This is a genomic window from Actinoplanes sp. M2I2, assembly GCF_023544445.1.
Lineage (GTDB): Bacteria > Actinomycetota > Actinomycetes > Mycobacteriales > Micromonosporaceae > Actinoplanes.
In genome coordinates, this window is sequence record NZ_JALPVJ010000005.1 from 66,182 (window position 1) to 90,559 (window position 24,378).

General features: G+C 72.1%; 20 protein-coding genes. 8 read left to right on the plus strand and 12 right to left on the minus strand.

The features are described 5' to 3' along the window. Positions 1 to 65: 65 nt before the first annotated feature. The 6 genes from HJC40_RS11265 to HJC40_RS11290 all read right to left on the minus strand — a co-directional run bounded on the left by HJC40_RS11265 (position 66) and on the right by HJC40_RS11290 (position 7,762). The gene (locus HJC40_RS11265; protein ID WP_250000832.1) at positions 66 to 1,778 is read right to left on the minus strand and encodes a substrate-binding domain-containing protein; all 1,713 of its coding nucleotides are present in this window, start codon (positions 1,776 to 1,778) and stop codon (positions 66 to 68) included. Between the two features lie 237 nt (positions 1,779 to 2,015). Beyond that, a complete protein-coding gene (locus tag HJC40_RS11270; protein WP_250000833.1) occupies positions 2,016 to 3,068 on the minus strand; it encodes a lactonase family protein in 1,053 nt (350 codons plus the stop codon). A gap of 63 nt (positions 3,069 to 3,131) precedes the next feature. Next, positions 3,132 to 3,731, minus strand: coding sequence for an ATP/GTP-binding protein (locus HJC40_RS11275; RefSeq protein WP_250000834.1), 600 nt, complete (start codon positions 3,729 to 3,731; stop codon positions 3,132 to 3,134). Then, positions 3,712 to 4,098: a DUF742 domain-containing protein gene (locus HJC40_RS11280; RefSeq protein WP_250001547.1), complete on the minus strand. Its 387-nt coding sequence runs from the start codon at positions 4,096 to 4,098 to the stop codon at positions 3,712 to 3,714. The genes HJC40_RS11275 and HJC40_RS11280 overlap by 20 nt, the downstream gene beginning before the upstream one ends. A 7-nt stretch (positions 4,099 to 4,105) precedes the next feature. Next, entirely contained in the window at positions 4,106 to 4,528 is a 423-nt protein-coding gene (locus tag HJC40_RS11285; RefSeq protein WP_250000835.1) for a roadblock/LC7 domain-containing protein, read from the minus strand. After that, positions 4,529 to 7,762, minus strand: a complete 3,234-nt coding sequence (locus tag HJC40_RS11290) for a nitrate- and nitrite sensing domain-containing protein (protein WP_250000836.1) — start codon at positions 7,760 to 7,762, stop codon at positions 4,529 to 4,531. Between the two features lie 243 nt (positions 7,763 to 8,005). Between HJC40_RS11290 and HJC40_RS11295 the strand changes: the two genes are divergently transcribed. The 3 genes from HJC40_RS11295 to HJC40_RS11305 are packed head-to-tail and all read left to right on the plus strand — an operon-like array spanning position 8,006 to position 10,739. Further along, positions 8,006 to 8,668 carry a hypothetical protein gene (locus HJC40_RS11295; protein ID WP_250000837.1) on the plus strand — a complete coding sequence of 221 codons (663 nt, stop codon included), beginning with the start codon at positions 8,006 to 8,008 and terminating at the stop codon, positions 8,666 to 8,668. An 11-nt stretch (positions 8,669 to 8,679) separates the two neighbouring features. Then, positions 8,680 to 9,702, plus strand: coding sequence for a hypothetical protein (locus HJC40_RS11300; protein ID WP_250000838.1), 1,023 nt, complete (start codon positions 8,680 to 8,682; stop codon positions 9,700 to 9,702). A 59-nt stretch (positions 9,703 to 9,761) separates the two neighbouring features. Continuing rightward, a complete protein-coding gene (locus HJC40_RS11305) occupies positions 9,762 to 10,739 on the plus strand; it encodes a YafY family protein (protein ID WP_250000839.1) in 978 nt (325 codons plus the stop codon). Positions 10,740 to 10,817: 78 nt separating this feature from the next. On the opposite strand, the gene HJC40_RS11310 is transcribed toward HJC40_RS11305, so the two are convergent. Together HJC40_RS11310 and HJC40_RS11315 are read right to left on the minus strand one after the other, a co-directional pair. Continuing rightward, positions 10,818 to 11,384 (minus strand): hypothetical protein, encoded by a 567-nt coding sequence (locus HJC40_RS11310; protein WP_250000840.1) that lies wholly within the window; start codon positions 11,382 to 11,384, stop codon positions 10,818 to 10,820. Positions 11,385 to 12,176: 792 nt separating this feature from the next. Then, positions 12,177 to 14,915, minus strand: coding sequence for a hypothetical protein (locus HJC40_RS11315; protein WP_250000841.1), 2,739 nt, complete (start codon positions 14,913 to 14,915; stop codon positions 12,177 to 12,179). 152 nt (positions 14,916 to 15,067) lie between these two features. On the opposite strand from HJC40_RS11315, the gene HJC40_RS11320 reads away from it, so the two are divergent. Continuing rightward, positions 15,068 to 16,273: a cytochrome P450 gene (locus HJC40_RS11320; RefSeq protein WP_250000842.1), complete on the plus strand. Its 1,206-nt coding sequence runs from the start codon at positions 15,068 to 15,070 to the stop codon at positions 16,271 to 16,273. Positions 16,274 to 16,484: 211 nt separating this feature from the next. Here HJC40_RS11320 and HJC40_RS11325 read toward each other — a convergent pair whose 3' ends face one another. Continuing rightward, the gene (locus HJC40_RS11325) at positions 16,485 to 17,951 is read right to left on the minus strand and encodes a beta-N-acetylhexosaminidase (protein WP_250000843.1); all 1,467 of its coding nucleotides are present in this window, start codon (positions 17,949 to 17,951) and stop codon (positions 16,485 to 16,487) included. 24 nt (positions 17,952 to 17,975) lie between these two features. Between HJC40_RS11325 and HJC40_RS11330 the strand changes: the two genes are divergently transcribed. Beyond that, positions 17,976 to 18,509: a GNAT family N-acetyltransferase gene (locus HJC40_RS11330; protein WP_250000844.1), complete on the plus strand. Its 534-nt coding sequence runs from the start codon at positions 17,976 to 17,978 to the stop codon at positions 18,507 to 18,509. Between the two features lie 3 nt (positions 18,510 to 18,512). Here HJC40_RS11330 and HJC40_RS11335 read toward each other — a convergent pair whose 3' ends face one another. The 3 genes from HJC40_RS11335 to HJC40_RS11345 form a co-directional block, all read right to left on the minus strand. Beyond that, on the minus strand, positions 18,513 to 19,271 hold the full coding sequence (locus tag HJC40_RS11335) for an SGNH/GDSL hydrolase family protein (RefSeq protein WP_250000845.1): 759 nt from the start codon (positions 19,269 to 19,271) through the stop codon (positions 18,513 to 18,515). 166 nt (positions 19,272 to 19,437) lie between these two features. Then, entirely contained in the window at positions 19,438 to 20,268 is an 831-nt protein-coding gene (locus HJC40_RS11340) for an LLM class flavin-dependent oxidoreductase (RefSeq protein WP_250000846.1), read from the minus strand. A gap of 188 nt (positions 20,269 to 20,456) precedes the next feature. Beyond that, the gene (locus tag HJC40_RS11345; protein WP_250000847.1) at positions 20,457 to 21,410 is read right to left on the minus strand and encodes a YafY family protein; all 954 of its coding nucleotides are present in this window, start codon (positions 21,408 to 21,410) and stop codon (positions 20,457 to 20,459) included. A gap of 62 nt (positions 21,411 to 21,472) precedes the next feature. Here HJC40_RS11345 and HJC40_RS11350 point away from each other — a divergent pair, with 62 nt between their 5' ends. From HJC40_RS11350 to HJC40_RS11360, 3 genes are read left to right on the plus strand one after another with little or no spacing between them, the layout of a single operon-like run. After that, positions 21,473 to 22,432, plus strand: coding sequence for an ABC transporter ATP-binding protein (locus HJC40_RS11350; protein ID WP_250000848.1), 960 nt, complete (start codon positions 21,473 to 21,475; stop codon positions 22,430 to 22,432). A gap of 3 nt (positions 22,433 to 22,435) precedes the next feature. Beyond that, entirely contained in the window at positions 22,436 to 23,173 is a 738-nt protein-coding gene (locus HJC40_RS11355) for an ABC transporter permease (RefSeq protein ID WP_250000849.1), read from the plus strand. 26 nt (positions 23,174 to 23,199) lie between these two features. Then, positions 23,200 to 24,264 (plus strand): magnesium and cobalt transport protein CorA, encoded by a 1,065-nt coding sequence (locus tag HJC40_RS11360; protein ID WP_250000850.1) that lies wholly within the window; start codon positions 23,200 to 23,202, stop codon positions 24,262 to 24,264. Positions 24,265 to 24,378: the final 114 nt, after the last annotated feature.

The window sequence follows — 24,378 nt, forward strand, 5'->3', positions numbered from 1 at the left end:
GATCATTCAGGCACGGAAAAGGCCGCCACCCGGTCCGGGTGACAGCCTTTCGCGTACGCCGGAGATCAGCCGCCGGTGGCGCCGGTGCGGCGGCCGATGGCCTCGACGAAGATCGAAGTCATCTTGGCCGGGTCCTTGGTGACGAAGACGCCGCCCGCGGGAGTCGCCTTCACGATCGTCTGCAGCTCGGTCTCGCTGACCGTGTCACCGATGCCGATGATGACCAGGCGGATCGGCTTCTTCGGGTCGTTGAGCCGCTTCAGCTCGCTGAGGAGCTTCTCGATCTTGATGCCGTCGTCGTTCTGGTTCTGCCCGTCGGTGAAGAGGATGACCGAGTTGACCTTGCCAGGCTGCCACGTCCTCCGCACCTCCTTGTAGGCGTCGAGAACGGTGTCGTAGAGGCCGGTGTTGCCGTCCTCCTTGGGCACGATCTGGCTGATCGAGTCGGCCAGCCGGTCGCGGGAGGTGGACAGCGGGCTGATCGGCACGATCTGCTTCCACGGCCGCTTGCCGACCATCTCGGTGGAGAAGAGCCAGACGCCGACCGCCCACTTGTTGCCGAACAGCTGCAGGCCGGTGGCCGCCGCCTTACGGGTCACCGCGGCGCGGGTCTGGTTGTTGGCCGTCGGCACCTTGATGTTCATCGAACCGGAGACGTCGAAGACCGCGAGTACCCGGCCGGGCTGGGTGATGGCGTTCCAGCTGCCGAGCACCTGGCTCAGCGCGCTGGCGTCGATGCCGGCCGCCGCGGCGCCGCCGTTCTCCCCGTTCCCGCCGACCGAGTTGTCGACGGCCGGGGACGCGTCGGGAGCGCCCAGTGGACGGGCGAAACCGGCGCCGAACGAGCCGTCGGGCGAGCGCAGCCCGGCCGCGCCGAGCGCGTTCTTGAAGGTGGCGCTGGCCAGCTGCGCGCGCAGCCCGGCCGCGGCCTGCTGCTTCTGCAGGTCGACCTCGGGCATCACCGCGTACGGGTAGTCGAGCGGCATCGGGTTGGGCTCGGGGTAGAGAGCGACCAGCGGCACCGGCGGCTTGCCCGCGTTGTACGCGACCACATTCGCCTCGGAGACCGGGGCGGCGCCCAGGCTGTTGCCGATGTCGTTGGGGTCGGCCGAGCGCGGGAACCTCTCGATGAGCTCGCCGCGCAGCGTGGAGGCTTCACCGGCCAACGCCTGGATGGCCTGGACCTTGGTCTCCTGCCCCTGCTCACCGGCGCCGGCCGCCTGGCCGAGCGCGAGCAGGGCGGCCAGACCGGCCGCGTCGCGCGTGGGCTCGGCGATGCCGGTGGTCATGTTGGTGCTGGTCTTCATCAGCCGGAGCAGGTCGGCCCAGCCGATCTTCTTCTTGGGCCAGCCGGCCTGCTCGGCGATCGGCTTGGGCATGGCCAGCACGATCGGGCTCTGCGCGACCGGCTTGCCGTCGGAGGGAACGAAGCCGGGGGCCTCGGACTTCAACCGCAGGATCCAGCTCGAGGAGTCGGCCACCCAGACATCGGGCACCTTGACGGCCTCGGGAGCGGTGCCCACGCCGGCCAGGACCACCTTGTGCTCGCCGGCGATGGCGGCGGCCATGGTGGCGGAGTTGACGTCGGAGACGGTCACGCCGACGCAGGTGCCGTCGACGTTGGCGCCTTCCTGCACCCACCGCTGCGCGACCTGGTCGATGGAGGGCGCGATCTCACCGGTCGCGGCGACGGTCAACCGGATGGATCCGGTGCAGCCCTTGTCGGCGAGCTGCTGATATCCGAGATAGGACCCCGCCAGCACGACGACAATTGCCATCGCGGCTCCGACGACGCCGGCTCCCCTGAGATTGAAGTTTCTACGATGGCGGCCAGACACGCGCTCCATACTGCGCATCACCGAACCCGAATGCCATATACGTTCGGTTGAAAGTTACTCGGATCGGCATACTTGGCATCTTGGGTGACCGAGTGTGGTGACGCCATCTCGATCAGTTGCGGTCCGCGCCCGTTATGGGCATCGACGGCCCGCGACGGCCGCCCGTCCCTTTTCGCGTCAGTGACGTCCGTCGACGCTCCACCGCAGCAGGCTCGTCGGCGTCGGCTCGGCGGCGGGGTCGCCCTGCCGGACGGGAACGCCGGTCTCGGCGTCGATCCGGAACATTGTCACGCTGCGTGACCGCTGATTGGTTACGTAGAGGTGATCGCCGATCAGGATCATGTGGCGTGGCCAGTCACCTTCGGTGGGCGTCTCGGCCACCAGGGTGGCCTGTTCGCCGTCCCACGTGAACGTGGCGACCGTGTTGGGGCCCCGGTTCGCCACGTAGACGAAGCGGCCGTCGGGACGGACCACGATCTCGGACGGGTAGTTCTCCCCCTCGGCCGTCGTGGTCGCGGCCCGGCCGGCCTGGGCGAGCGAGCCGGCGGCGGACGGACGCCACCAGGTCAGATCACCGCTCAGCTCGCCGACCACGAACAGGGCGCCGTCGGGCGAGAAGCGGACGTGACGCGGCCCCGTGCCGGGCTCCGCGGACACCGCCGCGCCCAGCAGCGCCAGGCGACCGGAGACCGGGTCGAGCCGGGCCCGCCACACCTTGTCGGAGCCGAGGTCGGCGATGAGCACCTCGTCGCGGACCGGGAAGACCATGTGGGCGTGCGGGCCGGCCTGGCGATCGGCGACCGGACCGCTGCCCTCGAGCTGGAGCAGGTCGGAACGCGGACCGGGAGCGCCCTCGTCGTCGAGCGGGAAGACGGCGACCGAGCCGGTGCCGTAGTTGGCCACCAGCAGGTGGCGCCCGTCGGGGGTGACCGCGAGGTGGGCCGGGTCGCTGCCACCGGTGGGCCGGGTCGGCAGCGCGGTGAGAGATCCGTCGTCGGCCACGGTGAAGGCGCTCACCGCGCCGTCCGGGTCGAGCTCGTTCACCGCGTACAGAACCGGAAGGGCCGGATGCCGGGTCAGGAACGACGGGCTCGGCGTGCGGGCCGCGACGCCGACCCGGGTCAGCACGCCGCTCACGGGGTCGCGCCTCAGCAGGACGACGCCCTCGCCGTCACCGCCCTTGTCCGGCGTGTAACCACCGACGAAGACGTACTCATCGCTCGCACCCATGCGAAGATCCCATCACACGGGGAGCCCGGCCGTGCAGCGCCCCGGCACCTCGCCAGGGCGGCCTCAGCGGGACGCGGCGGAGGTCAGCTGCCGGCGGGCGACGTACTCGACGAGCTCGATCAGCACATTCCGAGCGCCGGTGGGCTCGCGGGCGTCGAACAGGACGACCGGGACGCCCGCGTCGAGATCGAGGGCCCGGCTGACCGCCTCGGCACCGAAGCGCTGATCGGGGTCGAAGCAGTTGACCGCCACGACGAACGGGGTGCCGCGCTGCTCGAAGTAGTCGATCGAGGGGAAGCAGTCGGCCAGCCGGCGCGTGTCGGCCAGCACCACGGCGCCGAGCGCGCCCTCCGACAGCTCGTCCCAGAGGAACCAGAACCTGTCCTGCCCGGGCGTGCCGAACAGATAGAGCTGCAGGTCGTCGGTGATGGTGATGCGGCCGAAGTCCATCGTCACGGTCGTGGTCGTCTTGCCCTCCACACCGCCGGTGTCGTCGGCGCCGTCGACGCCGGTGAGGACCTCTTCCGTCTGCAGTGGACGGATCTCGCTGACCGAGCCCACCATCGTGGTCTTGCCGGCGCCGAAGCCACCGGCAATCAGGATCTTGAGCGCGACCGGGATGCGCGACGACGCGCCGTTGCGGTCAGAGCGCACGGAGTCCATTGACAACCGCCTTGAGTACGTCGACATCGTGCGGCTGAGATGCCGCCGGGGGTTCGTACAGCGAGATGAGCCCTGCCGAGCGTAGATCACCCAGGAGAACCCGCACGACACCGATCGAGAGGTCCAGCGCGGAGGCCAGCTCGACGACCGAGATCGGCTCCCACGAAGCGGCCACGATGGCGTGGTGCTCCGGTTGCAACCGGTCGGCCCCGACCTCGCCGGCCGCGGTGGCCACCACGAACGCCACGAGGTCGAACTCGCCGTCCTCGGGGGCCACCCGGCCCTGGGTCATCGCGTACGGCCGGACCACGGGACCCGCGTCGTTGTCGAGCCAGTCGTGAGCCACGCGGGGTGGCTGGGCCGGCATCAGAGGATCAGCCGGCATCGGAGGGATGCACGGCGGGCCGATCGGGAGCGCTCATGTTCTGGCCCACCCGGGTGACGAGCATGGCCATCTCGTACGCGATGAGGCCCAGATCGGCGTCGCTCGAGGCAACCACGGCCAGGCAGGCGCCGTGACCGGCGGCCGTGACGAAGAGGAACGCGGACTCCATCTCGACCACGGTCTGGCGCACCGGGCCGGCCCGGAAGTGCCGGCTCGCCCCCTTGGCCAGGCTCTGGAAACCGGCCGCCATCGCCGACAGGTGCTCGGCGTCCTCCCGGTTCAGCCCGGCCGACGATCCCATGAGGAGCCCGTCGGCCGAGAGCACGACCGCCTGCTGCGCCGTGGGCACCCGCTCCACCAGGTCGTCGAGGAGCCAGGTGAGGTGCGCGCGCTGGTTCGTCGTCTGTGTCACTTATGCGTCCTTTTCCGGCCTGATCACGTCTTCGCCCCCGGAGTCGTCGGCACGGTTGCCCCCCGCATCCTGTCCGCCCCCGGTTGATGCCTCGCCCCGGGCAAGCGTCTGAGTGACGATCGCCGGGAAACTGACGGTAGCCGCATCGGCAAAGGATCCGCCGCTTGGGCGAGCATCAATGTCCGTGTCGTCCGCATTGGACCGATCTTCAGATGCGGAATCCGACACTGGGCTCCCGTTCCCGGTGCGCTTCGCCTTGCCGGCAGCGTCGGGTCCAATACTCTCCGTACTGTCATCCTGCGCCAGATAACGAGCTGCGTCGATGCGTCCACGCGTGGTCCCCTTTTGCAGGGCGCTCATGATGCTGCGCATCTGCTCGGGCGAGCGGAACTGTGCCGGCGGCTCGTCCCGCGGCTCGCCGGCCGGGCGGCGCAGTTGCGGCACCAGGTTGGCCTGGCGCACCCGGCGGGGCAGACCGTCCTCGGTGGCGCTGGTCACCGCGCCACCCGGAGGCGGCGCCGCGGTGGTCCCGCCGAAGGCCGGCGCGACCGGGATCGGAGCTGCTGGGCCCGAAGCTGCTGGGCTGGGGGTTGCTGGGCTCGGGGTTGCTGGGCTCGGTGTTGCTGGGCTCGGGGTTGCTGGGCTCGGAGCTGCTTGAGGCGCAGCCGCTCGCCTTGGTGCGACGTGGTTCGGGGCCGGTCGGCCCGGGACGGCGTGATCCGGTGCGGGTCGGTTCGGGACGGCCGGTGGGAAGGGAACGGCCGGTGGCGCGCCGGCCGGCGGCGCGGCGGACACAAGCGATGCCGGCGGGACGAACGGCGCCGGCGGGACGAACGGTGCCGGCGGGGCCGGTGCCATCGGCGCGGAGTTGCGGGGAACCGAGCGCTGCGCGGGGATCCTGGAACGCTGCGGCAACTCGACCGTCGCCGCCTCCCCCTCGCTCGCGGCCAGGCCGCTCGCGGCCGGGTCACTCGCGGCCAGGCCGCTCGCGGCCGGGTCACTCGCGGTCGGGTCGCTTGTGGCCGGGTCGGCCGGGCGGCGTACGCGCCGGCGCTGGACCAGGCCGTCCTTGCTCAAGCCCTCGGCGACCGAGCTCGGGGCCGGGCCGCCGACGCCCACCGGCGGGCGGTGGTGCTCGCCGGTGACCGCGCCCCCGGCCAGGAGCCCGGAATCGGGGACGGGTGCGGCGCCGCCGGTGAGCGGCCGGCCCGCGGCCGTCACCTGCCGCAGTTGCTCGGTGCCCTGCCACTGGAGCGCGGCCAGCGAGGGGCGGGACGGGTCGTCGGAACCCGAGCCGACCAGCGGACGCTCTCCTGTGGACGATCCGGACCCGGGCGCGCCGCCCGGCGCGGCGGCCATCAGCTCACCCGGCACCAGCACGATCGCGGTGACGCCGGCGTACACGGACGCCCGCAGCGACACCCGGATGCCGTGCCGGTGGGCGAGCTGGGCCACCACGAACAGGCCCAGGCGGGCACTGTCGGCCGGATCGAAGTCGGGCGGCTCGGCCAGGCGGCGGTTGGCCTCGTCGATCGCCTCGGGCGTCATGCCGAGGCCGCGGTCCTCGATCTCGATGCCGTACCCGTTGGGCAGGGCCTGACCGGAGACCTGCACGCGGGTCTGGGGCGGCGAGAAGGACGCCGCGTTCTCCAGCAGCTCGGCCAGCAGGTGAATGACGTCGCCGACCGCGCGGCCCAGCACCGCGGCCGACTCGACCGCCCGGATGTCGACGCGCTTGTAGTCCTCGACCTCGCTGATCGCGCCCCGGACGACGTCGATCACCGGAACCGGGTTGCGCCAGCCGCGGCCGGGGGCGGCGCCGGCCAGGATGACCAGGTCTTCCGCGTGGCGGCGCATCCGGGTGGCCAGGTGGTCGACGCGGTAGAGGTCCTCGAGCTCCTGCGGTTCGGTCTCGCGACGCTCCATGCGGTCGAGCAGGGCGAGCTGGCGGTGCAACAGGGTCTGGCTGCGCCGGGCGATGTTGAGGAACACCTCGTTGAGCCCGCGCCGGACGTTCGCCTCCTCGACCGCGGACTGCAGCGCCGTCCGTTGCACCTCGTTGAAGGCCTGACCGAGCTGGCCGATCTCGTCGCGGCCGTACTCGAGCGGCGGGGTCTCAACCTCGACGTCGACGTCGTCGCCGCGCTGGAGCCGGCGGACCACGCCGGGCAGCCGCTCGGCCGCCATCTCGCGGGCCTCACCGTGCAGGCGGCGCAGCCGGCCGACGATGGAACGACCGACCCGCACCGACAGGTAGAGCGACGTGGCCAGGGCGGCCAGCCCGAGCACACCGGCCAGGCCGAGGCGGATCAGCACCCGCTCGGCGACGGGCCGCGCCCGGTCGGTGAGCGAGTCGGTCGCCGCCAGCTCGAACCCGCGCAGCTCCTGGGCCACGGCCACGTACGCCGGCCGGAAGTCGGAGCTGCTCACCGGGGTGGCGACGCCGTCGCGGCTCTGCTGCACCACCTGGTTGAGCAAGGTGTCGAGCCGGTCGTAGGCGGTGCCGCTGCGCAACTGGGCGAAGGCGGTGCGGTCGCTCTCGGCCATGTCCTCCACGCCCCGCTCGAGCAGGAAGCGGGCGGTGCCGACGTCCTGGATGAGCTGGGCGCGCAGCTCCGGGGTGAAACGGCCCGCGGCGGTGGCCCCGCCGACCAGGGCGTCGACCCGGCTCAGGTATTCCTGGCCGTGCCCCACGGTCGTGAGCGCCCGCAGTTCGCCGTCGATCTGCTCGTCGTTGAAGGTGGCGGTGGCCGCGAACGTCTGGAAGCCGGCGCCGATCACGCTGTTGAACAGGCCCTGCGCGCCGATCTGGTCCATCGCCCGGCGGTCGATGTGCCCGCGGTTGCCGGTCAGGCTGGCGAGCTGGGTGAGGAACTGGTCGATGCGGCCGCGCAGCGCGGCACTGGTCGCGTCGCGCGCCTCGTCACCCTCGGCGAGCCGGCGGAACGTGGCGATCGACCGGTCGGTGGCGCTGCGCTGGTCGAGCAGGGCCTGTGCCGGCGGGCCGGTGCCGGCCAGGTACTCGACGCTGAACAGGCGCTCGCGCTGCAGCTGACCGACCAGCTCGATGCCGGGGTTGCCGACGTTGTCCAGCACCGTGCGGGCGGACAGCAGGTTGAACGCCGGGCCGGCGGTGAGCGCCGTCGCGAAGAGCCACAGCGCCAGCACAGCCGTCAACGGGACGGCGGCGAGCACGATGATCTTCGAACGAATCGACCAGTGACGCTTCTTCATCAGGCTCCGCTCTTCCGGGCGTACGCCCTCGGGAGGATACGGAAAACCGGCAGGGCGAGCCACCGGGGCGGCGTACCGAAAAAGGGTTTAGGTCCTTTTTGGCTGCTGAGATTGGCACGGCTTGTCCGGTCGGCCTTGTGACAGTGTGATCACGCAGTTACCCGAAGGCGCGAAACGGAGGTGCGGGAACGGGATTGACGGGACACCCCGGATGGGAATAACGGGTTTGGATTAGGAGGCCCCATGTCCCCCACAGCCGCGATCATCCTGATCGTCGTCGTCCTCATCGTCATCGCCGCGATCCTCTTCGGCATCCGCGCGATGCGTCGGAAGCAGTTGCAGAACACCTTCGGGCCGGAGTACGACCGTGTGGTCGCCGACTCCGGCAGCCGCACCGAGGGCGAGAAGGAGCTTCGCGAGCGCGAGAAGAGGCATGCCTCGCTCGAGCTGAAGCCGCTCTCCCCCGAGGCGCAGGCCACCTACTCGGCGAACTGGGAGGAAGTGCAGATCCAGTTCGTCGACGACCCGCAGCAGGCGGTCACCGCCGCCGACGAGCTCGTCACCCGGCTGATCGCCGAGCGAGGCTACCCGACCGGCGAGTACGACGACCGGCTGGCCGACCTCTCCGTCGAGCACGCCCGCACGCTGGAGCACTACCGCCACGCGCACGAGATCAGCCAGCGCAACACCGCGGGCGAAGCAGGCACCGAAGACCTCCGGCAGGCGCTCGTGCACTACCGGGCGCTCTTCGCCGACCTGCTCGGCACCAACCCGGTGTCGTCGACCACCACCACGCCGGAATCCACCTCGACCGCCTCCAGCTCGGATCACGCTGCCACCGGAACCCCGGCGCCCGCTCCTCGCACGGCCGCCGACGATTCCCCCGCCCGCGACACCAGCCGCTAGGAGCCGCCGCCATGAAGTTCTTCTCCAACGAGAAAGACACCGAGACCGAGAACGACCCGCAGGCCGACCCCGACCGTACGCAGCACATCTCGTCCGCGCCGGTGACCGTGCCGCCGCAGCGCGCCGGATCGCCCTGGAGCGACGCGCCACGCGACCCGGCCGGCACCGCCGACGCCGCGCGTGACGTGGACGGCCCCGCGCGGGACGGGGACGGTTTCCCCACGACGCCGACGTACAGCCCGGAGACGCCGGTCGGTGCGCACGCCGCCGAGGCGCCCGGCCGTTCGCGCGACGACTCGCCGGTCGACCTTCCGCTGACCGACCCGGGGACCGACGCGCCCGAAAAGACGGCGATCAAGGACGAGGGCACGTTCGACAGCCCGCGGGCGGTCGACCCGGCCACGGGCGACAGGCTCGACGGCGACCGGGTGGGCGGGGACGCCTCGGTCAAGGACGACGGGACGTTCGACAGCCCCCGGGCGGTCGACCCGGCAACCGGGGACACGCTCGACAGCTCGGATCGGGTCGGCAGCTCCGACCAGGCCGACAGCTCCGACCGGGCCGACAGTTCCAACCGGGCCGACAGTTCCAACCGGGCCGACAGCTCCGATCGGCTTGACAGCGAGGACTTCCAGCGGGTGTCGGAGACTCCGGCGGCTCCGGTTGCCGAGGCCGCCGCGGTGCCGGTTGCCGTCGCACCCGCCGTCGTCGCGGCCGCGCCCGCGTCCTCGGCCAGTGCCTCGACTGCCGGTTCAGCCACCGGCTCGACGGCCGGATCGTCTGCCGGGTCCAAGCTGCTGCCGGACGGGGACGCGTTCGCCGACCGGTTCCGCGACATCCAGCTGCGTTTCGTGGACGAGCCCAAGGAGGCCACCGCCGAGGCCGCCACGCTCGTGGGCGAGGCCGTCGACAAGCTGACCAGCGCGCTCAAGGCTCAGCGGGACGGCCTGGCCGGCAACTCCGATGACACCGAGAAGCTGCGGGTCGAACTGCGGGCGTACCGGGACATTCTCAACCGCCTCCTCGCGCTCTGACACTTTCAGCACCGTCAAGGGGAGCCCATCGGGCTCCCCTTCGGCGTTAGCGTGCCGTCATGCGCGCCGATCGCCTGCTCTCGCTCCTGCTGCTCCTGCAGACCCGGGGACGGATGACCGCGCAGGACCTCGCCGGCGAGCTCGAGGTCTCGGTACGCACGGTCTATCGCGACATCGACTCGCTGGGCGCGGCCGGTGTGCCGGTCTACGCCGACCGCGGTCCGGCCGGCGGCTACCAGCTGCTCGACGGCTACCGGACCCGGCTCACCGGGCTCACGTCGGACGAGGCGGGCACGCTGTTCCTGGCCGGGATGCCCGGGCCGGCCGCCGAGCTGGGCCTCGGGTCGGTGCTGGCGGCCGCGCAGCTCAAACTGCGGGCGTCGCTTCCGGGCGAACTGGCCGACCGGGCCGACCGCGTACGGGAGAGGTTCCACCTGGACGCGCCGGGATGGTTCCGGGCCGACGAGCCGGTGCCGCACCTCTCCACCGTGGCCGACGCCGTGTGGAGCGCACGCCGGCTCGAGGTGCGATACCGGCGGTGGAAGACGCCGCGCGAGGTGACCCGCACCCTGCATCCGCTGGGCGTGGTGCTCAAGGCCGGCCGGTGGTATCTGGTCGCGGCCACGGACACGCGGACCACGGCCTACCGGGTGGCGAACATTCTGGAGGCCGAGCTGCTGGACGAGCCGGCGTCGCGCCCCGGCGACTTCGATCTGGCCGCGTTCTGGCGGGAGTGGACCGCAGGGTACGAGCAGAGCGTCTACACCGCGGCGGCGACCGTGCGGATGACCGCGGTGGCGCTCGGGCGGATGGCGTACATCTTCCCGCCCGAGATGGCGCGGGTGGCGCGGGCCGAGGCCGGGGAACCCGACGAAGCCGGGTGGGTGGTGACCCGGGTGCCGATCGAATCGGTGCGGCACGGGCACATCGAGCTGCTCAAGCTGGGCGCCGAGGCCGAGGTGCTGGATCCGCCGGAGCTCCGTGCGGCGTTCACCGAGACGGCGCGCGGACTCGGCGCGACCTACCTGTCCTCCTGAGCCGGACTCGGGGAACTCCGGGGACTCGGCTTTCCGAGCTGCTTACCTGCTGTTCGCTGCCTACCTGTTGTTCGCTGCCTACCTGTTGTTCGAGGAGACGAAGTTGCCCACCCTGCCACCGTCGGGCGCCGGGTCCTCGTAGGTCCAGTCCTCGTCGTCGTCCGGCGGGTAACTGGTCTCGTCCTCGAGCGGGCCGTCCGTCTCGGCCGGGTCGGTCGTGGGCGCGGTGGTCGACTCGGACGGGCTGGCTGGGTCGGTCGGCTCCGTCGGGCTGGTCGCGCCGGGGCCGGTCGGGTCGGCCGGCTCCGTCGGCTCGGTCGGCTCGGTGGTAGCGGTCGGCTCGGTCGTCGGCGCGGTGGTCGACCGGGACGGCTCCGGGGTGGAGCTCGCGCTCCGGGACGGCTCGGCCATGGGCGCACTGGTCAGCGGGAGAACATTGGCCCGCGGATCGGCGTCGATGCCGGCCTTGCTGGTCTGCTCGCCCGCACCGGTGCCGCCGAGCAGCTCGTGGCCGGCCTTCTCGGCGCCCTGCTGACCGACGACCGGCGGACGAAGCGGTGCCTGCTGCGGATCCGGTCCGAGTTGCACACCCATCCACAGCGCGGGCCCGAGCCCGACCGCGACGATCGCTCCGAAGAGCGCCAACGGCCCCCGCTCCATGTCTCGGCCTCCCCCGCCTCGATGGGAATCATCCTGCCGGTCCGGGCGTCTAACTACCCCTTATCGGAAGCGGTAAAGCGAACGTTGCGCAAGCTTATTGTGACGTGAGGTGACGTCTGGCTTGCTACTCCGTCGCCAATGCGACTCCCTATGCCGGGTATCACGGACCGTCCACACGAGAAGTTCACTGAGCGTGATGCCCCTTTGAGCACAGTCTGCGAGTGCGTCCTCACGACAGGTCGATCAAGCGGCCCGCCACGATCAGCTAAAGGGCCCCCGACCTGCATCGACAGGCGCCGAGCGGGTGGGCGACGGCTCCTGGCTCCCGGACGCAAACCCATCGGCATCCGACATTCCTTATGACCCGAACGCATCGTGTCCGCAGACACATGACCAGCAGGAACGATCTTGAATGGCAACCACCGCAGACCTGCCACTGAGCACGTCACGTGAGCAAGCACACGCTCGACCACCGATGGCACGGGGGGGGGGGGTCGAACGCGACGTGGGCGGTCGGCTGCAACGTGGCCGGGCCGGTCGGACGAGAGTGGGTGGAATCGCTCGGCGACCACGACGTGAGTGAGTCGTCGACCACGACATGAGGGAGCCTGTCGACCACGACATGAGCGAGCCCACCGACCACCACGTGAGCAAGCCCGTCGACCACGACATGAGCGAGCCCACCGACCACCACGTGAGCAAGCCCGTCGACCACGACATGAGCGAGCCCACCGACCACCACGTGAGCGAGCCGGTCGAGCGGGACTGGCTCTGCGGTCAGCGGGTGCGGGTCAGGAAGGCCACGGCGTCGTCGAGGGCGGCCCAGCCGCCGGGCAGTTCCTCACTGTCGAGCGTGGAGCGGACGGTGATGGTGCCGCCGTCATGGAGGTTGATCTCCCACGATCGGCGGCCGTTGCGGCCGGCGGAAGCCGTGGCCACGTCGGCGAAGGGCACGAAACGACTGCCTGCGGCGGCGTCGTTCGTCCGCGCATCAGGATGTCGGGCCACCGATGTCGCTGGGCCACCTGCGGCAGGTCGGCGTGCGAGGGCCGGATCGAGCCCGTCGGCGGATCTCGCCTGTTCCGGAACGAAGCCCCTTCCCACCGAGCCGGTCGCTCCGGCGACGCCCTCTTGCGCGATGGATGGAGCCGCCGCGCCGCCCTCGACGCCCGCCGCCGCCATGCCGGGCCCGGTGGGAGCTGTCTCTGCCCTTGCGGTCTCGACCAGGCCGGCGCCCGCTGAGCCGCGCTCACCGGAGTCTGCCCCCGCTGCGCTGCCTCCGACCGAGCCTGTCGCTGCTGAAGCCGCCCCGACGACCCCAGCACCGGCACTCAGTGGGCCGCGCTCAGCTGAACCTGCTCCCGGTGCGCCACCATCGACCGTGCCCACCCCCGCTCCGGCGAACTCGGCGGCGCCCACCCCGGCCGCAGCGGACTCGGCGGCGCCCACCCGGGCGGCGGAGCCGGCGGCGCGGGAGTCAGCGGCGCGCGAGTCAGCCGCGCGGGGCTCAGCGGCGCGGGAGTCAGCCGCGCGGGAGTCAGCCGCGCGGGAGTCAGCCGCGCGGGAGTCAGCCGCGCGGGAGTCAGCCGCGCGGGAGTCAGCCGCGCGCGAGTCAGCCGCGCGCGAGTCAGCCGCGCGGGAGTCGGCGGTGGCCGGCGGGCGGGCGGCCGCGGTGGCGTTGGATGCGCTGAGCCCGCCTGACGCTGCCCCGACCCCGACCCCGACCCCGGCCGCGTCCGGGTGGGCCGGGGTGCCGTCGGTGAGGACGCCGTCGGCGGCCAGGCGGGTCAGGCGGCGTTTGGCTTCGTGGTGGCGGGAGCGGGGCAGGCCGGGGACGAGGAACAGGCCGGTCTCGAGGACCAGCAGATCGGCGCGGGCGCCGTCGACCTGCACACCCACGACGCCGCCGAGGACGGGGACGCGGGCCGAATGGTGGCGGGCCGTGTCGGCCGCCGCGGTGAGGTCGATGCCCAGGGTGGTGAGCCACTCGCGGACCTGGCCGACGGTGGCCGGGTCGCCGGCCATCTCGGCGGGGGCCTGCAGCTCCAGGTAGGAGCCGTCGATCGCGACCAGCTCGGCCGTTCCCGACCAGCTGTGGCGCCAGCGGGCGACGCCGCTGTGCAGGGCGGCCAGCGCGAGCAGGAGGGCGATCAGGTTGGTGACCCGGCCGGAGATCTCGTCGGGCGGGAGGTCGCCGAAGACCGACTCGGCGATCTTGTGCAGGCGACCGTCGGCGGCCAGGTCGAGCACCTCGGACGCGCCCGTGACCGGGGTGCCGGCGGCTCGGGACAGCGCGCGCAGCGACGCGTCGGCCTCGCGTTCCATCTCGGCCAGGCGGGCCACGCCGAAGAACTCGTCCCAGCCCACGACCGCGCGGCCGCCGACGGGGAAGGCCACCGCCTGCAGGGCCCGGCCGAGCCCGGGCAGGTCGGGCACGAGGTCACCGGCCGGGCCGGCCGGCGGCTCCGGGCCCTCGGGGGTGATCGCGGCCAGGGCGGCCAGGCGCTCGGCGAGCGGAGGATGCGGATCCCACGGCCCGGGCGCCTCGGGCTCGCGGGCGCGCAGGACGGCCAGGTCGTCGCCGCGGGCGGCGAGGACGCGCAGGAAACCGCCGAACACGTCGTCGGGGACCAGGCCGGTCTGCCAGCCGGGGCTCAGGTATTCGGCGTGGAAGAGCTGCTGCATGGCCTCGAGCGCGGGCCGGTCGCGCAGCACGGCGGCGGTCGCCCGGGGACCGGCGAAGCCGGCGGCCACCCGGTCGGCCGCCAGCTCCTGCGCGTGGCTGTACGGCGTGTCGACCCGCAGGTAGAACCGGGCCCACGCGCGCAGCAGCGGGCCGGCGGGGCTGCGACGCGGAATGCGCGGCACGATGCGGCCCAGGGCGACCCGGCCGCGGCGGGCCGCCGGGGCGAAGCGGCCGCCCAGCGCGGGCGAGCCGTGCGCCAGCTCGTGGGCGACGGCGGCCCGCAGGCGGGAGCCGTCCCAGGCCTGCAGCAGCGGCACGCCCAGATAGAGCTCGCGGCGCCCACCGAGCAGGCCACCGAGGCGCAGCGGCTGGAAGAGGGCGACGGTGGCGCCGGCGACGACGGTCACCCCGTCGGGGGGCTGAACGCCGGCCGCGGCGGCCGCCTCGTCGAGCATCGTCCACAGGGCGGGCGCGTGCCGGCGCAGCACCGGCACGCCGGCGGGCGTCGAGCGGCGCAGGCGCAGGGCCCGCACGGTGGCCCACCACAGGAGGCCGGCCACGGCGATGACCAGCGGCACCCCGACCCCGAGAGCCAGCGAGCCGGGCAGCGGCCGCAGGATCAGCAGCACGACCAGCAGCACCGCGCCGACCTGCAGCCAGGCGAGCAGGAGAAACCCGAGCAGCATGGCCACCGACCGCCCGGCCGAGCCGCGCGCCGGACCTGCCGCCGCGGCTGCGGAGACCGGCTCGGCGGCCGCTCCGGCGGGACCGGGCGCGCTCGAACTCTCGTACGTCTCGGAACCTGACGCCCCCGCATCCGGCCGCACCATTACCTCCGGTCTTTCATCGACCACGCTGACAACGGGCCCAAGAGTAGAGCCGCCCTCCGACGGAAACCCCAGACGGACAGTCCGCCGGAGGGAAAAATAAGGAAGATTTTCGCGCCGGTTTCACGCCGTCACGGAAGGGGATACGGACTGCCATGGCGCTTGGAGACCAGACCCTGCCGTTCGCGACGAAGGGGTACGCCTGGCTGCCCGACCTGCGCCGCCGGAGTCACGGCCGGCCGGTCCCGATGCGGTTCGGCGGTCAGCGGGCGGTCGGGGTCAGCGGTCCGGACGCCGCCCGCTTCTTCTACGACGAGGGCAACTTCGAGCGGCACACCGCCCTGCCCGAGCCCGTGGTCGGCACGCTCTTCGGCAAGGGCGTGCACACGCTCGACGACCAGGCGCACAAGGCCCGCAAGGCGCTCTTCGTCGCGCTGCTGATGCACCAGGACGGCATCGACAACCTGGCCTCGCTCACCGGCAAGATCTTCGACGAGGCGGCCGACGGCTGGCGCGGGGACAGGCCGGTGTCGTTGTTCGACGGGACGGCCAAGGTGCTCGCCGACGCGGTGTCGCGCTGGACCGGCGTACCGGATGACGAACGCGACCTCGACGCCCTGACCGCCGACCTCGTGGCGATGGTCGACGGCTTCGCGACGCTGGGGCCGCGTCATTGGCGCGCCCGGGTGGCCCGGCAGCGCCGCGAGCGCCGCTTCGCCAAGATCATTGACTCCGTACGGGGTCAGGACCCGACGGATACGCCGCTGTCCCGGATCGCGCACCACCTCGAGGACGGCCGGCAACTGGACGCCCGCACGGCCGCGGTCGAACTGATCAACATCATCCGGCCCACCACGGCGGTGACCTGGTTCGTCGCCTTCGCCGGGCACGCGCTCGACCGGTGGCCGGCCTCGCGCGCCCGGTTGCGGGCCGGCGACGACGACTACACGCTGGCGTTCGTCCACGAGCTGCGCCGCTTCTACCCGTTCGCGCCGTTCCTGGGCGCCCGCGCCCGCCACGACCTGAGCTTCCAGCAGACGAGCATCCCGCGGGGCGCGCTGGTCCTGCTCGACGTCTACGGCCAGCACCACGATCCGCGGGTCTGGCCCGACCCGTACGAGTTCCGGCCCGAACGCTTCCTCGGCCGCAAGGTCGGCGCCTTCGAGCTGATCCCCCAGGGCGGCGGCGACCCGCGGACCGGCCACCGCTGCCCCGGCGAGAAGATCACGATCGCGGTCCTCGGCACGCTGGTGCAGCGGCTGGCGAAGCTCGACTACTACATGCCGCCGCAGAACGCCGACATCGACCTGAGCCGCGTGCCGGCCCGGGTCCGCAGCGGCTGGCAGATCGTCGTCCCCTGATCGTCCGGCGTCAGCGGCGGTCCCCGGCGCCGGCCGATCGCCGCCGCCTCCTTCCCCAGCTCGACCACAGGCAGTGCTCGCCGCGGCCCTCTCCAGCCCCAGCTGGGCCACAGGGCAGTGCTCGCCGCGGCCTTCTCCAGCCCCAGCTGGGCCACAGGGCAGCGCTCGCCGCGGCGGTGCCGGCCCGTGCCGGTCTGACCAGCTCGCCGGGTCAGCCCGCCGTCCAGTCGATCTCCGTCGAGCGATGGAAGTTGACGCCCTGCGCCTCGAGACGCGGCCCGAACGCGGCCAGCCGGTCGCGGAAGGACGTCCAGTCGCGGGCGGCCTGCGGCGTCCAGCCGATCTCGGCGATCGCCAGCAGCCGCGGGAACACCATGAACTCGACGTCGGCCAGGCTGCGCAGGGTCTCGGACCACAGCGGGGCCTCGACGCCGAGCAGCGACTCCTCCCCCACCCCGGGCAGGCGGTCGGCCGGGTCCCAGTCGTAGGACCGTTCGACACCGACCAGCCCGGCCCAGTCGAGGCCCAGCGGGGTCGACTCGTCGTACTTCATGTCCAGGTAGCTGCGATCGGCCGGCGACATGATCACCTGGTGGCCGGCCGCCGCGGCTCGGGCCACGCCGTCGTCGACCGGCTCGATGCGCCAGTACTGCGGGATCGCGGTGGCGGGCAGGTCGACCGCGGCCATCTCGTGCCACCCGATCGCCCGCTTGCCGTACTTGCCGGGCAGCGGCAGGACCCTGGTCATGAAGGCGCGGTAGTCCTCGGCCGTGGTGCTGAGCGCCTCGTCGCCGCCGATGTGCAGGTAGGGCCCCGGGGTCAGGGCGGCCACGACGCGGATGACGTCCTCGACGAAGGCGTACGTCTCGTCCTTGCCGGCGCACAGGGAGCTGTAGCCGACCTCGGGGTCGGTGCGCGGCTGGACGGGCTCGCCGTCACAGGTCAGCTCGGGATACGCGACCTGGGCGGCGTTGACGTGGCCGGGCAGGTCGATCTCGGGGACGATCGTGACGAACCGGGTCGCGGCGTAGGCGACCAGCTCGGCGTACTGCTGGGCGGTGAGGAACCCCGGCCCGGCGCCGTCGATGCCGGTGCCCTCGCCGCCGCTGACCTCGGTGAGGCGCGGCCAGCCCTCGATCTCGAGCCGCCAGCCCTGGTCGTCGGTGAGATGCAGGTGCAGGTGGTTGATCTTGAACTGGGCGATCGTGTCGATGAACGACCGGATGTCCGCGGGCTGGTAGAAGTGCCGGGCCAGGTCGAGCATCGTGCCGCGGTAGGGGAAGCGGGGCTCGTCCTCGACGCGGCCGCCGGGCAGGACGACCGCGCCGGCGCCCGGCAGCAGCTGGCGAATCGTCTGCAGACCGGCGAAAAGCCCCTGGTCGGTTGGCGCGCGCAGGGTCACGCCGTCGGCGGCGATGTCCAGCCGGTAGGACTCGGGCGACTTGGCTTCGTCGTCGTCGAGCAGGAGCCGGACGGTGCCCAGCCCGGCCACGATCGGGACCGGGAAGCCGGTGGCCTGGCGGAGCAGTTCGGCCAGCTCACCGGCGATGGCGGTGGCCGCCGGGGCAGCACTGACCGACACGTCGGCCGGGAGGGGGAAGTCGGCGGCGGGGTCGGGCCGGACCGAAACGGGCAGCGGAATGACATCGCCGAGGTGTCTCATGGTGGGAGCGCGCACGCGGAAACCATAAACTGTCTTTCCATGTCGATCACGACCCGTCGCGCCGAAGATGCCGACACAGAACTGCTGCATGCCCTGGCCGAACGGACGTTCGGCCTGGCCTGTCCGCCCGGAACTCTCCAGGCCGACATCGACTCCTTCATCGCCACGCACCTGTCCGAGGACAGTTTCCGTGGATACCTGGCCGATCCGGGGCGGGTCGTCCTGCTGGTGCTCGACGACGGCGTGCCGGTGGGTTACTCGATGCTGGTCGACGGGCCGATCAAGGATCCGGACGTCGCCGCGGTGGTGGACCAGAAGGTCAGCATCGAGCTGAGCAAGTTTTATCTCACGGGTGACCGGCACGGCTCGGGCATCGCCGCCACGCTGATGGCGGCCACGCTGGCCGAGGCCGCGGCGAGTGGGGCCGCGTTCTGCTGGCTCGGGGTCAACCAGCGGAACGTCCGGGCGGCCAAGTTCTACGCCAAGAACGGGTTCGAGGTGGTGGGTGTCAAGCGTTTCCTGGTCGGCGCCCAGTGGCACGACGACCACATCCGCCGCCGGCCACTGCCGTGACGATCAGCCGGGGTTGATGTCGACCCAGTCGACGAACTTGCCGGTGCGGTCGTCGCCGGACGAGCGGCCGCGGACCCGCCGGTTGAGCCACGGGAGCACGTGCTCGCGGTAGTAGCGGGCCTCGGCCAGCACGCGGCGGCTCTCGCCCGGGCCGGGGTCGACCACGTGCGCGGCCGCCCCGTGGCCGAGGGCGCCCAGCACCAGGCCGGCCACGCGGCGGTGGCCGGCCGCGTTGAGGTGCAGGCGGTCGGACGACCAGTAGGCCGCGCGCCGGATCTCGACGTCGTGGAAGACGTCGACGAAGGTGATGTCGTGGCGCCGCGCGGTCTCGATGGCCGCCCGGGTCAGCGCCTCGCCGCGACGGCGCATCAGGCCACCGAGAGGCAGCCGGTCGGACGGGTCGCCACCGCTCAGCAGAACCAGGCGCACGCCGGACTCGGCGCAGCGCTGCACCGCTTTCTCGGTCAACTCGGCCAGGCGGGCCATGTCGCCGCCGGGGCGCAGCATGTCGTTGCCGCCGCCGTTGAGCGTCAGCAGCGTGGGCGACGGCGACAGCGCCAGCGCGGCCTCGAGCTGCTCGGTCACGATCGGCTCGAGCAGGCGCCCGCGGATGGCGAGATTGGCGTACTGCACCGTCTCGCCCTCGCCGGCCGCCAGCCCGGCGGCGACCAGGTCGGCCCACCCGCGTACCGAATCGTCGGGCAGGTCGTCGCCGACCCCCTCGGTGAAGCTGTCCCCGATCGCCACATATCGCGTTGTCACGCCGAACCTCCCGCCGCCCGCACCGGATCTCGCCGTGCGGGCCGTCGCTCACCGCCCCGATGCTGATCATGTGGAGCGCCCGGACGAGGCTATCGGACCGGCTGGGGGCGCACCGGATCTCGCGACCGGCGTCATACCCCCACAGCGGGTCGTCATCCGTCGTGGCTCAGCCGATCAGCGGTCGCACCTCGCCGGCGACCCAGCGCACGTAGGCCTCGGGGTCCTCGCCGGCCACCGGCTGCAGGATCACCTTGGTGGCGCCCGCGGCGGCGAACTCGGCCACCCCGGCGGCGATCTCGGCCGGGGTGCCCCACACGCCGGGGTAGTCGGCCTGGTATTTCTCCATGTCGGCGAGCAGCTTGGCCTCGGCGCCGGGCCCGGTGAGGGCGGGCAGGAAGACGATCAGCTGCGCGTCGGTGACCACCTTGGCCACCTCGGCCACCTTGGCCGGGGACGTGCCGCCGGCCAGCACGACGGCGTCGCCCACCTCGCCGGCGAGCGCGATCGTCTTGGGCCCGCCGGCCGCGACCGAGAGCACCGGCGGCACGGCGGGCGGCCAGTCGAGGCGGACCTGATCGAGCTCGACGTACTTGCCGGAGACCGTGACCGACTCGCCGTGCAGCAGAGCGCGCAACGCTGTCGCGTACTCGCGGAGCAGCGTGAGCGGCGACGCCGGCCGGGCCCCAACCTGGCCCATCCAATCCTGCACGCCGTGGCCGATGCCGGGCAGCACGCGGTCGCCGAAGAGACGGCCGAGCGTGGCGAGCTCCATGGCCAGCGAGGCGACGTTGCGGAACGGGACCGGCATGATGCCGACGCCGACGCGCAGCTGCTCGGTCCAGGCCAGGGCGGCCGTGGCGGCGGTGAGGCCGCCGTTGAGGAAGCAGTCCTCCCAGATCCACAGCTCCTCGAGGCCGGCCTGATCGGCGGCCTGGGCGACGGATCGCAGGGTCTCGGGCGGGTTAGAGGGCAGGAAGATCGCACCGATCGTGGTCATGGGCCGATTCTGCCCGGCACCCCCGACATTTTCCGGCCCGTGGCCGATCGCCGCCCGGAGCGGCACATCTATTCACTCTTATATAAGCCGACTCTTAGGAGAGTCGGAAAAGTGTCGGGGGGTCTCGATAGGTTGCTCCCTGCGGATCGGCGCCACGGGGGCGCCGATCCGTCCATAGTGGCCCGCGGTCACGAGGCGCCGCGCAGCAGCGTCTCCCCGGTCGCGCGGGCCCGCTCGCGCAGCTCGGGAGGCGACTCGATGGTGAAGGCGGCGCCCAGCACGCCGAGCACCATGACCGGCCAGCCGAGGTCGTCGGTGCTCATGCGCATGCGGCACGAGCCGGCCGTGGTCTCCTCGACGGTGCCGTAGTGGCCGATGAAGGCCCGCACCGGCTCGGCGTCGATCTCCAAGACGACCGAGACGTCGTAACGGGCCGGGATCCGGGTCATGCGGGCGCGCAGCCAGGCCGCCGGGTCGCCGCCGGGAATCTCGCGCGGGCGGAAACGGGCACCGGTCAGGGCGGGCGCGGCCAGGCGGTCCACGCGAAAGCTGCGCCAGTCGCCGCGGTCGAGGTCCCAGGCCACCAGATACCACCGCCGGCCGAGCGGGACCAGCCGGTGCGGCTCGACGAACCGGGCGGCCGGCTCGCCGTCGCGGGGGGCGTAGTCGAAGCGCAGCCGCTCCTCGCCCCGGCAGGCCATCGCGATCGTGGTCAGCACGCCCGCGTCCAGGGTCGGTCCGCCGCCGAGCACGCCGGGCGCGGTGACCTCGCGCAGGGCGTCGATGCGGCGCCGCAGCCGGGGTGGCAGCAGTTGGATGACCTTGGCCAGAGCCCGTACGGAAGTCTCCTCGAAGCCGGCCACCGCGCCCGCCGCCGCCGTGCGCAGCCCGATCGCGATGGCCACCGCCTCGTCGTCGTCGAGCAGCAGCGGGGGCACCGCGGCCCCGGCCTGCAACTGATAGCCCCCGGCCACACCGCGGCTCGCGTCCACGGGATAGCCCAGCTCGCGCAGCCGGTCGACGTCGCGGCGCAGCGTACGGGGGCTGACGTCGAGCCGGCCGGCCAGCTCGGACCCCGGCCAGTAGCGGTGGGTCTGCAGCAACGACAGCAGTCGGAGCATCCGGGCACTCGTGTTCGCCATGGATTCAGACTCCGCCGCATTGAGGTCAGAAAGTGTCCGCAAGCCACCCTAGCGTCGTCCCCATGATTCAGACACGAGGCTTGACCAAGCACTTCAAGGACGTGCGCGCCGTCGACGGGATCGACCTCACCGTCGCGCCGGGCGAACTGGTCGCGCTGCTCGGCCCGAACGGCGCCGGCAAGTCCACGACGCTGCGCATGCTGACCACCCTGATCCCGCCGACGTCGGGGACGGCCGAGGTGGCCGGTTACGACGTGGTGCGCCACCAGCGCGAGGTGCGCCTGCGGATCGGCTACATCGGCCAGGGCAACGGCGCCGGCCACAGTCAGCGCGGCCGCGACGAGCTGATCAGCCAGGGACGGGCGTACGGGCTGAGCGTGCGCGACGCCCGGACCCGGGCCGGCAGCCTGATCGACTCGCTCGGCCTGGCCGAGGTGGCCGACCGCCGGGTCTCGACCCTCTCCGGTGGGCAGCGCCGGCGGCTCGACATCGCGATGGGTCTGATCCACGCGCCCGAACTGCTCTTCCTGGACGAGCCCTCGACCGGTCTCGACCCGCAGAACCGGGCGAACCTGCAGGAGCACATCCTCAGCCTGCGGGCCGAGCACGACACGACGATCGTGCTGACCACGCACTATCTCGACGAGGCCGACTCGATGGCCGAACGGGTCATCGTGATCGACCACGGCCGGATCATCGCCGACGACAGCCCGGCGAGGCTCAAGGCCGAGCACGTGGGCGACCGCATCACCCTCGGCTTCGACGCCGAGCTCGACGCGGCCGGGGCGGCCGCCACGCTCGCGCCCCTGGCCCCGCAGCGGCGGGGGAACCGGCTCGTCGTCACGACACAGGACGCTCCCCGGCGGGTGCCCGGAATCCTCGACGACCTGCGGGCGGCCGGACATCCCGCCGCCGAGGTCGAGGTGACCCGTCCCACTCTCGACGACGTCTTCCTCGTGCTGACCGGGCGCAGCCTGCGCGAGGGCGGCGCCGCCGAGACCCGTGAACTCGTGGAGGTCTGAGCCGTGACGACTTTGATCAGCGACACCGGCACGGTCTTCAGCCGCGAGCTGCGACCGGTGCTGCGCGACCCGTTCACGATCATCTTCTCGATGGTCCAGCCCCTGGTGTTCCTGGCGCTGTTCACCCCGCTGCTGCCGGGCCGGGACGCGCTGCAGTGGTTCGTGCCCGGCATCATCGTGATGTCGTGCCTGTTCGCGTCGTCGATGACCGGCTCGAACCTGCTCTTCGAGATCCAGACCGGCTCGCACGAGCGGATGCTGGTCACCCCGCTGCGGCGGCCGGCCCTGCTGATCGGCCGGGCTCTCAAGGAGATCGTCCCGATGGTCGCGCAGGCCGCCCTGATCGTGGCGGTCTGTGTGCCCTTCGGGTTCCGGTTCGATGTGCTGGGCGCGCTGGCCGGACTCCTCATCCTGGCCACCTTCTGCGTCGGGCTGGGCGCTTTCTCGTACACGCTGGCCCTGGCGGCCAAGAACCAGGAGTGGGTCTTCTGGACTGTGCAGCAGACCCTGCTCTTCCCGCTGTTGCTGCTGGCCGGGGTGCTGCTGCCGATCGACGACGGCCCGGGCTGGCTGCGGGCTCTGGCCCGGGGCAACCCGCTGAGTTACGTGGTCGACGCCGAACGGTCGCTGTTCAACGGCGAGATCTGGACGACGGCCACGCTCGGCGGGCTGATCGCCGCCGTGGCCGTGGCCGCGCTGGGAGTCTGGGCCGGGGTGCGGGCCATGCGCCGGTCCGACTGATCGCCGGGGACCGCTACCGTCGGCTGGTGTTCAAGCTCCTGGGCCGGCTCGTCGAAGGTCTCGCTCCCCGCTCCTCGGATCCCGACAACCCACCACGCCGGCACAATCCGGACGCCGTGGTCGATTGCGCCGTCTATCAGGCCGGGCGGCGCCGGCCCGGCACCATGCACTACGCCTCGGCGCACCGGCGCCGGGGCGAGTTCGTCTGGCTGGGTCTGCACGAGCCCGACCTGGTGACCATGCGGTCGGTCGCCGGCACCTTCGACCTGCACGAGTTGCTCGTCGAGCAGACCACCGAGGGCGGGCACCGGCCGCTGATCGAGACGATCGGCGACGTGACCCGGCTGGTGTTGCGAACCGCCCGTTACGTCGAGCACGACGAACTGACGGCCACCAGTGAAGTCGTCGACACCGGCGATGTGACCCTGCTGATCGGCCCCTGGTTCGTCATCACGGTGCGTCACGGCTCGGCGGGCGCGCTGTGGCCGGTGCGCCAGGAGGTCGAGAGGCGGCCGGAGCTGATGCGCAACGGGCCGTGGGCGGTCGCCTACGCGGTGGCGAACCGGCTGGTCGACGACTACCTCGCCGTCTCGACGGAGGTGGAACGCGACCTCGAACGGCTCGAGGAGGAGACCTTCGCCACCCGTCGCCGGGCCGACGTGTCGCACTTCTACCAGCTCAAACGCGAGATGGTCGAGCTCAAGCGAGCCGTGCTGCCGCTGCAGGAGCCGCTCGCCCGGCTGCTCGAGCTCGAGGTGGTCCCGCCGGGTCTGCGTCCCTACCTCGTCGACGTGCGGGAGCGGCTGGCCCGCGCGACCGACCGGGTGGCCGGCTTCGACGATCTGCTCAACTCGGTCCTGCAGGCCCGGCTGACCCAGGTCACGCTGGAGCAGAACGACGACATGCGCATGATCGCGGCCTGGGCCGCCATCGCCGCCGTACCGACCGTCGGTGCCGGGATTTATGGGATGAACTTCACGAATATGCCCGGGATCGACTCCCAGTATGGGTTCTGGGTGACCATTGTGATACTTCTTCTCGTCTGTAGCGGCCTCTTCTGGCGTTTCAAACGAGCGGGTTGGTTGTCATGATCCACGTCACCCGGAGTGACCGGATGACGCGCCTGGGACCTCAGGCGCACCAAGCATCGACCGAACGGCCAACCGGATTCGCCGCTTCCCTGATCGTCCATAACGGACAGTATG

What these genes read in the sequence shown, in the direction of transcription:
- HJC40_RS11265 (WP_250000832.1), bottom strand. Translation starts at nt 1,778, where the DNA reads ATGGCAATTGTCGTCGTGCTGGCGGGGTCCTATCTCGGATATCAGCAG.
- HJC40_RS11270 (WP_250000833.1), bottom strand. Translation starts at nt 3,068, where the DNA reads ATGGGTGCGAGCGATGAGTACGTCTTCGTCGGTGGTTACACGCCGGAC.
- HJC40_RS11275 (WP_250000834.1), bottom strand. Translation starts at nt 3,731, where the DNA reads ATGGACTCCGTGCGCTCTGACCGCAACGGCGCGTCGTCGCGCATCCCG.
- HJC40_RS11280 (WP_250001547.1), bottom strand. Translation starts at nt 4,098, where the DNA reads ATGCCGGCCCAGCCACCCCGCGTGGCTCACGACTGGCTCGACAACGAC.
- HJC40_RS11290 (WP_250000836.1), bottom strand. Translation starts at nt 7,762, where the DNA reads ATGAAGAAGCGTCACTGGTCGATTCGTTCGAAGATCATCGTGCTCGCC.
- HJC40_RS11295 (WP_250000837.1), top strand. Translation starts at nt 8,006, where the DNA reads ATGTCCCCCACAGCCGCGATCATCCTGATCGTCGTCGTCCTCATCGTC.
- HJC40_RS11300 (WP_250000838.1), top strand. Translation starts at nt 8,680, where the DNA reads ATGAAGTTCTTCTCCAACGAGAAAGACACCGAGACCGAGAACGACCCG.
- HJC40_RS11305 (WP_250000839.1), top strand. Translation starts at nt 9,762, where the DNA reads ATGCGCGCCGATCGCCTGCTCTCGCTCCTGCTGCTCCTGCAGACCCGG.
- HJC40_RS11315 (WP_250000841.1), bottom strand. Translation starts at nt 14,915, where the DNA reads ATGGTGCGGCCGGATGCGGGGGCGTCAGGTTCCGAGACGTACGAGAGT.
- HJC40_RS11320 (WP_250000842.1), top strand. Translation starts at nt 15,068, where the DNA reads ATGGCGCTTGGAGACCAGACCCTGCCGTTCGCGACGAAGGGGTACGCC.
- HJC40_RS11330 (WP_250000844.1), top strand. Translation starts at nt 17,976, where the DNA reads ATGTCGATCACGACCCGTCGCGCCGAAGATGCCGACACAGAACTGCTG.
- HJC40_RS11340 (WP_250000846.1), bottom strand. Translation starts at nt 20,268, where the DNA reads ATGACCACGATCGGTGCGATCTTCCTGCCCTCTAACCCGCCCGAGACC.
- HJC40_RS11345 (WP_250000847.1), bottom strand. Translation starts at nt 21,410, where the DNA reads ATGGCGAACACGAGTGCCCGGATGCTCCGACTGCTGTCGTTGCTGCAG.
- HJC40_RS11350 (WP_250000848.1), top strand. Translation starts at nt 21,473, where the DNA reads ATGATTCAGACACGAGGCTTGACCAAGCACTTCAAGGACGTGCGCGCC.